The organism is Pseudomonas sp. XS1P51 (genome assembly GCF_054897845.1).
Genome location: NZ_CM142707.1, coordinates 3,242,654 through 3,255,250 on the forward strand (window position 1 = coordinate 3,242,654; position 12,597 = coordinate 3,255,250).

Below are 12,597 nucleotides of genomic sequence, written 5' to 3' on the forward strand. Positions count from 1 at the left end.
CAACCGCGACAATCATTCACCTCGCGTATGCGTAACCATCGCCTCACTTCTTGCGCTTCTTCTCCTGTTTGTCGGATTTCACGAACGCCTCTTCCAATGCCTGGTTGAGGGTGCGCAGGACTTTGACACGAGCCCAGCGCTTGTCATTGGCTTCCACCAGGGTCCAGGCCGAGATCTCGGTACTGGTGCGGTCGACCATGTCGCCGACCGCGGCCCGGTAATCGTCCCACTTGTCGCGATTGCGCCAGTCATCTTCAGTGATCTTGAAGCGCTTGAAAGGGATCTGTTCGCGCTCCTCGAACCGCTCCAGTTGAGCCTGTTTGTCGATGGCCAGCCAGAACTTGACCACGATCACCCCGGCATCGGCGATCTGCTCTTCGAAGTCGTTGATCTCACCGTAGGCGCGTAACCAGTCCGCCTTGCTGCAAAAGCCTTCGATGCGTTCCACCAGCACCCGCCCGTACCAGGACCGGTCGAACACGGTGAATTTGCCCCGCGCCGGAATATGTCGCCAGAAACGCCACATATACGGGTGCGCCCGTTCCTCTTCGGTGGGCGCCGCGATCGGCACGATGCTGTATTGGCGCGGGTCCAGCGCCGCGGCCACCCGCCGGATCGCCCCGCCCTTGCCTGCCGCGTCGTTGCCTTCAAACACCGCGATCAAGGCGTGGCGGCGCATGCGTTTGTCGCGCATCAACCCGGAGAACCGCGCCTGCTCGGTGATCAACTGCTCTTCATAATCGTCCTTGTCCAGGTGCAGCGTCAGGTCCAGGCTGTCGAGCAGGTTCACCTGATCGACGCTGCTGGCCAATGGCGCGGCGCTGACTTTATCCGGGTGAATCCTGGGGCGTTTCAACGCACTTTGCAGGCCTTCGAGCAGAATCTTGCCGACCGCCAGGCTCCGATAGCGCGGGTCCATCCCGGCAATCACATGCCACGGTGCATAGTCGCGACTGGTGCGACGCAAAATACGTTCGCCATACTTCACGAACTTGTCGTAAGTCTCGGATTGCTGCCAGTCCAGCGGGCTGATACGCCAGCTGTGCAGAGGGTCATCGGCCAGGGCCTTGAGCCGCGCTTTCATTTGTTTTTTGGACAGGTGAAACCAGAACTTGAAAATCAGCGCGCCTTCGTCGCACAGCATCTTCTCCAGTCGCTCGGCCGCATTGATGCCTTGATCGAGCCTGGGATCCTTGAACACACCATGAACCCGGCCCTGCAACATCTGGCTGTACCAGTTGCCGAAGAAAATCCCCATGCGGCCCTTGGCCGGAAGCATCCGCCAGTAGCGCCAGGCCGGCGGTCGCGCCAGCTCTTCATCGGTCTGCTGATCGAACGTGCGGACCTCGATCAATCGCGGGTCCATCCATTCGTTGAGTAGCTTGACCGTTTCACCCTTGCCGGCGCCTTCGACGCCGTTGATCAGGATGATCACCGGAAAGCGTTTCTGCTGCTGAAGTTCGAACTGAGCTTCGAGCAAGGCTTCACGCAGCGCCGGCACTTCGGCTTCATAGGTTTCTTTGTCGATGACGTGGCCGATTTCGGCAGATTCGAACATAGGCGGCTCCCTTCCTGGATTGAGCAAGACTAGCGGATTGACCTCTCCAGTGTGGGAGAAATCCCATTTTCGCTGTTCGGGCCACCCCGGACGTTGCCATGGATCAAGCACCCCGCTGGCTATCGGCTAGAATGGCCGCCTTGCCGTTGCCGAGCCTGCCATGAAACCTGTATTGCCCCACGCCCAACTCGACTGGGACGACCAAGGTCGTCCGTATTCTCGCGTGTTCGATGATGTGTATTTCTCCGACAAGTCGGGGCTGGACGAAACCCGCTATGTGTTCATCGAACAGAACCGTTTGGCGGAACGCTTTGCCGAGTTGCCGGAAGGCGGGCGCCTGGTCATCGGCGAGACGGGTTTCGGCACGGGGCTGAACTTCCTGTGTGCCTGGCAGGTGTTCGAGCAACACGCGGTGGCCGGTGCGCGACTGCATTTTGTGAGTGTCGAAAAGTATCCGCTGAGCCTGCCTGATTTGCAGCGAGCGCTGGCCTTGTGGCCGGAGCTCAAACCATTTGCCGATCAACTCCTGGCGCAATACGTGGCGATCCATCAGGGCTTTCAGCGTCTGGTGCTGGACAATGGCCGTGTCACGCTGACCTTGCTGATCGGCGATGCACTGGAGCAGTTGCCTCAACTGGACGCCCAAATAGACGCCTGGTTTCTCGACGGTTTCGCTCCGGCGAAAAACCCGGACATGTGGACCGCCGAATTGTTTGCCGAGCTGGCCCGTCTGGCGGCACCCGGCTCGACCATCAGCACGTTCACCAGCACCGGTTGGGTGCGCCGCCTGTTGAATGCGGCGGGTTTCAAGATGAAGCGCACGCCAGGCATCGGCCACAAATGGGAAATCCTGCGAGGCGTGTTTCTTGGCTGGCCTGAATCGGTAGAGGCGCCCGCATTGGCCAAACCGTGGTTTGCGCGTCCGACGCCGCTGACCGGCGAACGACATGCCCTGGTGATCGGCGCTGGCCTGGCCGGTTGCGCCAGCGCTGCCAGCCTTGCAGCGCGGGGTTGGCAAGTGAGTCTGCTGGAGCGTCACGATGCGCTGGCGCAGGAAGCTTCAGGCAATCCTCAGGGCGTGTTGTACCTCAAGCTTTCGGCACACGGCACGGCGTTGTCACAATTGATCGTCAGTGGTTTCGGTCACACCCGACGCGTGCTTGAGCAGTTGCAACGGGGTGTCGACTGGGACGATTGCGGCGTGCTGCAACTGGCCTTCAACGCCAAGGAGGCCGAGCGTCAGGCGCAATTGGCGGCGGCGTTCCCCGCCGACTTGCTGCACCTGCTGGATCAACCCCAAGCGCAGGCTCAAGCCGGTATCGGCCTCGACCATGGCGGCCTGTACTTTCCCGAGGGCGGCTGGGTTCATCCACCGGCGTTGTGCCAATGGCAGGCTTCGCATCCGAATATTCAACTGCTCGCGCACCACGACGTGCTTGAACTGCGCAGGGCCGCTGGCCAGTGGCAAGCCTGGGATGGAGAGCGCTTGCTCGCCAGCGCGCCAGTCGTGGTGCTGGCCGGTGCTGCCGACATTCAGCGTTTCCCCCAAAGCGCCGACCTGCCGCTCAAACGCATTCGCGGGCAAATCACCCGGCTGGCACAAACCCCGCAAAGCCAGCACCTGGCCACCGTTGTCTGCGCCGAAGGTTATGTGGCACCCGCTCGCGTGGGTGAGCACACACTCGGTGCCAGTTTCGATTTCAAGAACGATGATCTGACCCTGACCGTCGCCGAACACCTCGGCAACCTGGCCCTGCTCGAAGAGATCTCGTCCGACCTGGCCGCTCGCCTGCATGTTCAGGATCTGGATCCGCAGCAACTTGAAGGACGCGCAGCTTTCCGTTGCACCAGCCCGGACTATTTGCCGATCGTCGGCCCGTTGGCCGAACAAGCAGCGTTCGCCGACGCCTACGCCGCTCTGAGCAAAGATGCCCGGCAAGTACCGGATATTGCCTGCCCCTGGCTAGAGGGGTTTTACGTCAACAGCGGCCATGGTTCTCGCGGCCTGATCACCGCGCCGCTTTCTGGAGAGCTGCTGGCCGCATGGCTTGATAACGAACCATTGCCCCTGCCGAAGGCCGTCGCCGAGGCTTGCCATCCCAATCGTTTTGCCATTCGCAAACTGATCCGCGGAAAAGTCTGACGGCTCGACTTATAACTTATCGGTCTAAAACTCCCACGATCCCACTGGGTCAGTTCCTGAGTACCCGCCATTTTGGCGCGGTATCGATTGACCCTCCCCAACGGAAAAACCGGTAAGGAATTTATGTGCGGATTAGCTGGCGAGTTACGTTTTGACAATCAACCTGCAGACCTCGCGGCGGTTGAACGAATCACCCATCACCTGGCACCTCGCGGCCCTGACGCATGGGGCTTTCAAGCCCAAGGGCCGATTGCCCTGGGCCATCGTCGCCTGAAAATCATGGACCTGTCGGACGGCTCGGCGCAGCCGATGACCGACAACCAACTGGGCGTGTCCCTGGCCTTTAACGGCGCGATCTACAACTTTCCGGAACTGCGCACCGAACTTGAAAGTCTCGGTTACGCCTTCTATTCCGGGGGCGACACCGAAGTGCTGCTCAAGGGTTATCACGCCTGGGGCGAAGCGCTGCTGCCCAAGCTCAACGGCATGTTCGCATTCGCCATCTGGGAGCGCGATGCCAAACGCCTGTTCCTCGCCCGCGACCGTCTCGGCGTCAAACCGCTGTACCTGTCGCGTACCGGCTCGCGCCTGCGCTTTGCCTCGTCGCTGCCGGCGTTGCTCAAGGGCGGCGACATCAACCCGATCCTCGATCCGGTGGCGCTTAATCACTATCTGAATTTCCACGCGGTAGTCCCGGCCCCGCGCACCCTGCTGGCCGGTATCGAAAAACTGCCACCGGCGACCTGGATGCGCATCGAAGCAGACGGCACCACCGAGCAGAAAACCTGGTGGACCCTGCCCTACGGCCCACACGCCGACGAGATGAATCTGACACTCGAAGACTGGCGTGACCGTGTGCTCGACAGCACCCGTGATGCCGTGGCGATCCGTCAACGGGCGGCGGTCGACGTCGGAGTCCTGCTGTCAGGCGGTGTCGATTCGAGCATGCTGGTGGGTCTGTTGCGGGATGTCGGGGTGGAAAACCTGTCGACCTTCTCCATCGGTTTCCAGGATGCCGGCGGCGAGCGCGGCGACGAATTCCAGTATTCGGACCTGATCGCCAAACACTACAACACGCAACACCATCAACTGCGCATCGACGAAAAAGAGATCATCGAGCAACTGCCCGCCGCGTTCCGCGCCATGAGCGAGCCGATGGTCAGTCATGACTGCATTGCGTTCTACCTGCTGTCTCGGGAAGTGGCCAAGCATTGCAAAGTGGTGCAGAGCGGCCAGGGTGCGGACGAGCTGTTCGCCGGTTATCACTGGTATCCGCAGGTGGACGGCGCTGCCGATCCATACGCGGCCTATCGCGATGCGTTTTTCGACCGCAGCTACGATGACTACGCCGCCACCGTGCAGCCGAAATGGCTGACAGCGAATGACGCTGCTGGTGACTTCGTGAAGGAACATTTCGCACAGCCCGGTGCCGACGACGCGGTGGACAAAGCCCTGCGCCTGGACAGCACGGTGATGCTGGTGGACGACCCGGTCAAACGTGTCGACAACATGACCATGGCCTGGGGCCTGGAAGCGCGCACGCCGTTTCTCGACTATCGCCTGGTGGAATTGTCGGCCCGAGTACCGGGCAAGTTCAAACTGCCGGACGGCGGCAAGCAAGTCTTGAAAGAAGCCGCGCGACTGGTGATCCCGAGTGAAGTGATCGACCGCAAGAAAGGTTACTTCCCGGTTCCTGGTCTCAAGCATTTGCAGGGCGACACGCTGAACTGGGTTCGCGAATTGCTACTCGATCCGAGCCAGGATCGCGGCCTGTTCAACCCCGCGATGCTCGACCGTCTCCTGACCGATCCGCAAGGTCAACTGACCCCGTTGCGCGGCTCCAAGCTGTGGCAACTGGCGGCCCTGAACCTGTGGCTCAGTGAACAAGGAATCTGATCATGAAACCCCACGCCACGGCTTACAGCCAACGTTTGCTGCGCGGTCAGGCGCCCTCTTACGAACGCTTGCAGGCGCGCCTGGCCGAAGACGGCAGTGAATTGGGCGCGGCGCCGATTGCCGTGCATTGCGGCTGGGGCCGGTTGCTGATCGGCCACACCTTCCCCGATGCGGCGAGCCTCGCCCAGGAACTGCTCAACGAGCAGACCGGCGAGCGCGACATCGCCCTGTACGTTGCGGCACCGCAGCAAGTGCTGGGGCTGGAGCCGGCCCAGCTGTTTCTTGACCCGTCCGACACCTTGCGTCTGTGGTTCAGCGATTACCGCCCGTCCACCCGGGTGTTTCGCGGCTTTCGCATACGCCGGGCACAGGCCGACACGGACTGGCTCGCGATCAATCAGCTGTACCAGGCGCGCGGCATGTTGCCGATCGACGCCAGTCTGCTGACCCCTCGCCATCAGGGCGGCCCGGTGTACTGGCTGGCTGAAGACGAGGACAGCGGCGCGATCATCGGCAGCGTCATGGGCCTGAACCACCACAAGGCCTACAACGATCCGGAAAACGGCAGCAGCCTCTGGTGCCTGGCCGTCGATCCGCATTGTTCGCGACCGGGCGTCGGTGAAGTGCTGGTGCGGCATTTGATCGAGCACTTCATGAGTCGTGGGCTGAGTTACCTGGACTTGTCCGTGCTGCACGACAACCGGCAGGCAAAAAGTCTTTATGCCAAACTCGGCTTTCGCAACCTCTCGACCTTTGCCATCAAGCGCAAAAACGGCATCAATCAACCGTTGTTTCTCGGCCCCGGCCCCGAAGCCGAATTCAACCCGTATGCGCGGATCATCGTCGAAGAAGCTCATCGACGCGGCATCGAGGTACAGGTCGATGACGCGGATGCCGGCCTGTTCACCCTGATCCATGGCAGTCGTCGCGTGCGTTGCCGTGAATCCCTGAGCGACCTGACAAGCGCCATCAGCATGACGTTGTGCCAGGACAAAAGCCTGACCCACAAAGTACTCAAGGCCGCCGGCCTGAACCTGCCGTCGCAGCAACTGGCGGGTAATGCCGATGACAATCTGGCGTTTCTCGATGAGCACGAACGGGTGGTGGTTAAACCCCTCGATGGCGAACAGGGTCAAGGGGTCGCGGTGGATTTACGCACCATCGAAGAGGTTCAGCAGGCCATCGAATCGGCCCGCCAGTTCGACAGCCGCGTGCTGCTGGAAAGCTTCCACGAAGGCCTCGACCTGCGGATTCTGGTGATCGGTTTCGAGGTCGTGGCTGCCGCGATTCGTCGCCCGGCAGAAGTGGTGGGCGATGGTCAGCATTCCATCGGCGCGCTGATCGAAGCCCAGAGTCGGCGTCGTCAGGCGGCCACCAGCGGTGAAAGCAAAATCCCGCTGGACCATGAGACCCAGCGCACCCTGCATGCCGCGGGTTACGACTACAGCAGCATTCTGCCGGCCGGCGAGCATCTGTTCGTACGGCGTACGGCGAATCTTCATACCGGCGGCATTCTGGAGGACGTGACGGCGATCCTGCATCCGACCTTGGTGGATGCAGCGGTGCGCGCGGCGCGGGCGCTGGATATTCCGATGGTCGGATTCGACCTGATGGTGCCGGCCGCCGATCAACCGGAATACGTGTTTATCGAAGCCAATGAGCGCGCAGGCCTTGCCAACCATGAACCGCAGCCGACGGCTGAGCGGTTTGTGGATTTGTTGTTTCCCCACAGTCAACCGGCGGCCTCTTAAATGTGTGTTGCCTGAACTGGCGCCATCGCGGGCAAGCCCGCTCCCACAGTTAACCGCGTCCCCCTGAGGGAGCGAACCTGCTCGCGAAGGCGCCAGTCCAGGCACCAAGATTTTCTCCCCTCATCGAAACCATCGATGTTCGTTACTCATCAGGAGTTTCCATGACCCGCAAAATTCCCGAACCGGACCTGAACTACCTGCAAAAAGTCCTGCTGGAAATGCTCGCCATTCCCAGCCCGACCGGGTTCACCGACACCATCGTGCGCTACGTGGCCGAACGGCTTGAAGAGCTGGGCATTCCGTTTGAAATGACCCGGCGCGGGACCATTCGCGCCACGCTCAAGGGCAAGAAAAACAGCCCGGACCGGGCGGTCTCTGCGCACCTGGACACCATTGGCGCGGCGGTTCGCGCGATCAAGGACAACGGCCGCTTGACCCTGGCCCCTGTCGGTTGCTGGTCCAGCCGTTTTGCCGAAGGCAGCCGGGTCAGCCTGTTTACCGATAACGGTGTGATCCGTGGCAGCGTGTTGCCGCTGATGGCTTCCGGGCACGCCTTCAACAGCGCTGTGGATGAGATGCCGATCAGTTGGGATCACATCGAGTTGCGCCTGGACGCCTATTGCGCCACCCGCGCCGATTGCGACTCCCTGGGAATCAGCGTCGGCGATTTCGTCGCCTTCGACCCGTTGCCGGAGTTCACTGAAAGCGGCCACATCAGCGCTCGTCATCTCGACGACAAGGCTGGGGTTGCGGCGCTGCTGGCGGCACTGAAAGCGATCGTCGACAGCAGTGAAGAGCTGATGATCGACTGTCATCCGCTGTTCACCATCACCGAGGAAACCGGCAGCGGCGCGGCGGCGGCATTACCGTGGGATGTCAGCGAATTCGTCGGCATCGACATCGCGCCGGTCGCACCGGGCCAGCATTCCAGCGAACACGCGGTCAGCGTGGCGATGCAGGATTCCGGCGGGCCTTATGACTATCACCTGTCGCGGCATCTGCTGCGCCTGGCCAGCGACAACGAGCTGCCGGTGCGTCGCGATCTGTTCCGCTACTACTTCAGCGATGCTCACTCGGCGGTCACCGCCGGCCATGACATTCGCACTGCCCTGCTCGCCTTCGGCTGCGATGCCACTCACGGCTACGAGCGCACCCACATCGACAGCCTCGCCGCGCTCAGCCGTTTGCTCGGTGCCTATATCCTCAGCCCACCGGTGTTCGCCAGCGATGCGCAGCCGGCCAAGGGTTCGCTGGACCGGTTCAGTCATCAGATCGAACACGACACCCAGATGGAAAGCGATACGCGTGTGCCGTCGGTGGATAGCCTGGTGGGGCAGCGCTCGGATAACTGAGTCTTGCTTGAGATGTGCTGCGATTGAAAGATTGCCATCGCGAGCAGGCTCGCTCCCACAGGTGACCGCGTACTCCTGTGGGAGCGAGCCTGCTCGCGATAGCGGTAGATCAGACAACACAGAACCCCAAGCTAGCCGCCGTCGGTCATTCGCCGTAGCATCGCGCCATTGTTTAGCCGAGGTGCCTATGCTGATTCCCTACGACCAACTTGAAGTCGACACCCTGACCCGCCTGATCGAGGATTTCGTGACCCGTGACGGCACGGACAACGGCGATGAGACGCCGCTGGAAACCCGTGTACTGCGCGTGCGCCAGGCGTTGACCAAAGGCCAGGCACTGATTGTCTTCGATCCGGAAAGCGAGCAATGCCAGTTGATGCTCAAACACGATGTGCCCAAGCACCTGTTCGACTGAGGCCTTCAGCGTCCTTTGTTTTTTGCCAGTTTGACCTGGATGCGATCGTAGACCTCGGAGCGGTGCACGTTGACGTTCTGCGGCGCTTCGACGCCGAAGCGCACCGTGTTGCCATTGACGGCCACAATGCGCACCGAAATGTCGTCACCGATGGAAATTAGTTCGCCCACAACGCGACTGAGTACAAGCATGGCATTTGTCCTTCAGGGTTTATCGAACCCCGAAGATGCCCGGCGCGCAGCAAGCCTTCAATGCGATGGCAGCAAAACAGTCCCGCCCTACAGCGCAGGACGAATCCCGCTTACGGAAACGTCTGACAAACCCTTTGAATGAAGGACTAATCCTTCAGGCAGCGGAAAAGCGCGGGCCGAACAGGATGACACTGGCCCCGATCACACACAGGGCCACGCCGATCCAGTCCGAGCCCAACGGGCGAATCCGCTCAACCACCGCCAGCCATCCGATCGACGCAATGATGTAGATACCACCGTAAGCCGCGTAGGCGCGACCGGCGTAGGTTGATTCGATCCGGGTCAACAGCAACGCGAACAAGGTCAGGCTCAGCAGCGCCGGAATGACCCACCAGGCGCTTTTGCCCTGGCGCAGCCACATCCAGAAAGCGAAGCAGCCGGCGATTTCGAACAGCGCGGCGAGGAAAAACCACAGGTAATTGAGCATGTAAATGTCCCGCGAGGATGACCGGTTGCGGCCACCCTAACGACGACGTTGCGTGCGGGCAAGTTCAGCCTGCGGTTTGTTTGGCCTTGGCGCGCATTTTGTCGGCCATCACGGTCATTTCGTTGTAGAGCAGTTGCGGGTTCTTCTGCTTGAGCGCCCAGGCCATGCGGCCCTGTTCGTGGGGCAGAATCATGAACTCCCCGGCGGCAACATGTTCATAGATGTAGTCGGCAATGTCGGCAGCGCTGATCGGCGAGCTTTCCAGCAACTTGCCGACCTGGGCCTTCATGGCCGGCGTCGGGCCGCGGAAAGAGTCCAGCAGGTTGGTCTGGAAGAACGACGGGCAGACCACGTGTACACCGACTTCCTGCTGCGCCAGTTCGATCAGCAGGCTTTCGGACAATGCCACCACGCCCGCCTTGGCCACGTTGTAGTTGCTCATGGCCGGGCCTTGCATCAACGCGGCCATCGAAGCGATGTTGATGATCTTGCCCTTGCTTCTTTCCAGCAGGGGCAGGAACGCCTTGCAGCCCTTGACCACGCCCATCAGGTTGATCGCGATCTGCCAGTCCCAGTCCTCCAGGGACAGCTCACTGAAGAACCCGCCCGAGGCAACACCGGCGTTGTTGACGATGACATCGATGCCACCGAGTTTTACTTCACAGGCCTGGGCGAAGGCCGTCAGTTGACTGTAATCGCGCACATCGCAACGCTGGATAAAACCGTCTCCGCCGGCTTCGCGAACCAGTTTCAGGGTTTCCTGCAGGCCGGGCTCGCTGACATCCGACAAGGCCAGCTGCCAGCCTTCTCGCGCCCAGCGCAGCGCGATTTCGCGACCCAGGCCAGAGCCCGCGCCAGTGATCATCATGCGATTTTGCATAGCAAACAGCCTTGTTGTTCCGGGGAAGATACGTCGAGTGTAGCGAAGGACAATGCCCGACCCACGCTCCATCAGATTGCTGAATGGCCCGAGCAAACCGTGGGAGTGACTGAATGAACTAGTGGAACAAAAAACGAAATAAGCCTTTCTTCGAAAAACATTAAAAAAACTTGGAATTTTCTTTCCCGCGCAGCAGTCCGATTTTGTAAGCAGCTCGGGTTTATTACATTCCAGCTGATTGTTAAAAGGCTAGGTCATTCCAGAACACTTCCAACAAGGAAATAGACATGGGCACAATTCTTATCGTTATTCTGATCCTCCTGCTGGTAGGTGGTTTGCCGGTCTTCCCACACTCCAGAAGTTGGGGTTATGGCCCGTCGGGTATCATCGGCGTGGTGTTGGTGGTGCTGTTGATCCTGTTGCTGCTCGGCAAGATATAAAGATTCAACAGACAAAAAAAGAGGCCCTTGAAGGGTAATGCCGATCAGTTAAGCCCTCCCGCTTGACCTTTGGCCGCAAGAAATCAAAATCCGATGCCTGTACTGGCATCGGATTTTTTTATGCGTCTCGCTCGGGCACTGGAACTGACCCACAACATCGCGTCCACTCCCAACTCCATTGAGGGATTGGATTCCTTACTCGACCCTTCTTTGGTTGAGCAAGCCCTTGAACAGGCAGGCGTCGCGACCCTGCGCAAGCGGCGCCTGCCGTTGGAAATGATGCTCTGGTGCGTGATTTCCATGGCGTTTTTTCGGCGCATGTCAGCCTGGGATGTGGTCAGCCGCATGAACATCATGCTGCCGGGCCAACGTCCGTTGGTGGCACCCAGCGCCGTAGTCCAAGCCCGTCAGCGATTGGGCAGCGAAGCTGTACGACAGGTCTTCGATCTGACTCAGAAAAGTTGGCATGAGGCGGCCGGTCATCCGACTTGGGCCGGTTTGCGCTTGCTGGGCGTCGACGGCGTCGTCTGGCGAACGCCCGATACACCGGAAAACCGGGCGCGCTACGACTCCGCCAGCAACCAGCATGGCGACACTGGTTTTCCTCAGGTGCGCATGGTCTGCCAAATGGAGTTGACCAGCCATTTGCTGATCGGCTGTGCGTTTGACGGCTATCGCAGCAACGAAATGAAACTGGCGGAACAACTGATCGAAACCACGCCCGATCACTCGTTGACGCTGTTCGACCGCGGCTTTTATTCCCTGGGTTTGCTGCACCAGTGGCAGCAAGCAGGCACCGAGCGCCATTGGCTGATGCCACTGCGTAAAGGTGCGCAGTACGAAGTTATTCAGCGTTTGGGGCGTCAGGATGCGGTGGTCTCGTTAAGCACTTCGCCGCAGGCCCGCAAGCAATGGCCGGGGCTACCGGAGCGCCTGAGCGCGCGACTGCTGAGTAAAACCGTCAAGGGCAAGGTGTGTCAGATCCTGACGTCGATGGCCGACCCGCTGCGCTTCCCGTCCGACGAAATCGTCGATCTGTACAGCCAGCGCTGGGAGATCGAATTAGGGTTTCGGGAGATGAAGCAGACGCTGCTCAACAGCAGTTATACGCTGCGCAGCAAAACGCCCGAGATGATCGAACAAGAGTTGTGGGGCGTGTTGTTGGGCTACAACTTGTTGCGCTATCAGATGGTGGAAATGAGCCGCCATTGTCCCGGTATTTACCCATGCGAAATGAGCTTTACCGCGTGCACCTGGGCGATCCTCGGTTTTATCAACAGCGTCTCGGCTGATCGCTCCGGGAACATCCCCAAATACCTGGCCGAGCTGCATGCTTCAGCCACGCATTACGTCCTGCCTCATCGACGGGAGGAGCGCGTTTACCCCCGGGCCATCAGGCTTAAATCCCCGAAGTATCCGATCAAAAATAAAAAATGCCAGTCAGCTTAACTGACTGGCATTAGCCCTTGAAGGGCCTCTTTTTT

At 60.1% G+C, this 12,597-nt stretch carries 11 protein-coding genes; 7 read left to right on the forward strand and 4 right to left on the reverse strand.

The window, feature by feature from the left end; translation table 11 throughout:
• Nucleotides 1-43: 43 nt before the first annotated feature.
• Entirely contained in the window at nucleotides 44-1,558 is a 1,515-nt protein-coding gene (gene pap, locus ACYZUD_RS14975; protein WP_462024691.1) for a polyphosphate:AMP phosphotransferase, read from the reverse strand.
• A 160-nt stretch (nucleotides 1,559-1,718) separates the two neighbouring features.
• Between pap and mnmC the strand changes: the two genes are divergently transcribed.
• From mnmC to ACYZUD_RS15000, 5 genes are all read left to right on the forward strand, one after another.
• Nucleotides 1,719-3,701, forward strand: a complete 1,983-nt coding sequence (mnmC, locus tag ACYZUD_RS14980; protein ID WP_462024692.1) for a bifunctional tRNA (5-methylaminomethyl-2-thiouridine)(34)-methyltransferase MnmC2/FAD-dependent 5-carboxymethylaminomethyl-2-thiouridine(34) oxidoreductase MnmC1 — start codon at nucleotides 1,719-1,721, stop codon at nucleotides 3,699-3,701.
• Between the two features lie 123 nt (nucleotides 3,702-3,824).
• On the forward strand, nucleotides 3,825-5,597 hold the full coding sequence (locus ACYZUD_RS14985) for an N-acetylglutaminylglutamine amidotransferase (protein ID WP_462024693.1): 1,773 nt from the start codon (nucleotides 3,825-3,827) through the stop codon (nucleotides 5,595-5,597).
• Between the two features lie 2 nt (nucleotides 5,598-5,599).
• Nucleotides 5,600-7,348, forward strand: coding sequence for an N-acetylglutaminylglutamine synthetase (gene ngg, locus ACYZUD_RS14990; protein ID WP_462024694.1), 1,749 nt, complete (start codon nucleotides 5,600-5,602; stop codon nucleotides 7,346-7,348).
• A 161-nt stretch (nucleotides 7,349-7,509) separates the two neighbouring features.
• Nucleotides 7,510-8,700 carry an osmoprotectant NAGGN system M42 family peptidase gene (locus ACYZUD_RS14995; RefSeq protein ID WP_462024695.1) on the forward strand — a complete coding sequence of 397 codons (1,191 nt, stop codon included), beginning with the start codon at nucleotides 7,510-7,512 and terminating at the stop codon, nucleotides 8,698-8,700.
• A gap of 187 nt (nucleotides 8,701-8,887) precedes the next feature.
• Nucleotides 8,888-9,115 (forward strand): YheU family protein, encoded by a 228-nt coding sequence (locus ACYZUD_RS15000; RefSeq protein WP_093421735.1) that lies wholly within the window; start codon nucleotides 8,888-8,890, stop codon nucleotides 9,113-9,115.
• A gap of 5 nt (nucleotides 9,116-9,120) precedes the next feature.
• Here ACYZUD_RS15000 and csrA read toward each other — a convergent pair whose 3' ends face one another.
• The 3 genes from csrA to ACYZUD_RS15015 form a co-directional block, all read right to left on the reverse strand.
• Complete coding sequence (gene csrA / locus ACYZUD_RS15005) at nucleotides 9,121-9,306, reverse strand: carbon storage regulator CsrA (RefSeq protein WP_462024696.1); 186 nt, start codon at nucleotides 9,304-9,306, stop codon at nucleotides 9,121-9,123.
• Nucleotides 9,307-9,460: 154 nt separating this feature from the next.
• Nucleotides 9,461-9,793, reverse strand: a complete 333-nt coding sequence (locus tag ACYZUD_RS15010) for a YnfA family protein (protein WP_462024697.1) — start codon at nucleotides 9,791-9,793, stop codon at nucleotides 9,461-9,463.
• A 64-nt stretch (nucleotides 9,794-9,857) separates the two neighbouring features.
• Nucleotides 9,858-10,673 (reverse strand): SDR family oxidoreductase, encoded by an 816-nt coding sequence (locus tag ACYZUD_RS15015; RefSeq protein ID WP_462024698.1) that lies wholly within the window; start codon nucleotides 10,671-10,673, stop codon nucleotides 9,858-9,860.
• Nucleotides 10,674-10,954: 281 nt separating this feature from the next.
• On the opposite strand from ACYZUD_RS15015, the gene ACYZUD_RS15020 reads away from it, so the two are divergent.
• Together ACYZUD_RS15020 and ACYZUD_RS15025 are read left to right on the forward strand one after the other, a co-directional pair.
• Nucleotides 10,955-11,113: a DUF3309 family protein gene (locus tag ACYZUD_RS15020; protein ID WP_169858239.1), complete on the forward strand. Its 159-nt coding sequence runs from the start codon at nucleotides 10,955-10,957 to the stop codon at nucleotides 11,111-11,113.
• Between the two features lie 120 nt (nucleotides 11,114-11,233).
• Nucleotides 11,234-12,562 (forward strand): IS4 family transposase, encoded by a 1,329-nt coding sequence (locus ACYZUD_RS15025; RefSeq protein ID WP_462024699.1) that lies wholly within the window; start codon nucleotides 11,234-11,236, stop codon nucleotides 12,560-12,562.
• Nucleotides 12,563-12,597: the final 35 nt, after the last annotated feature.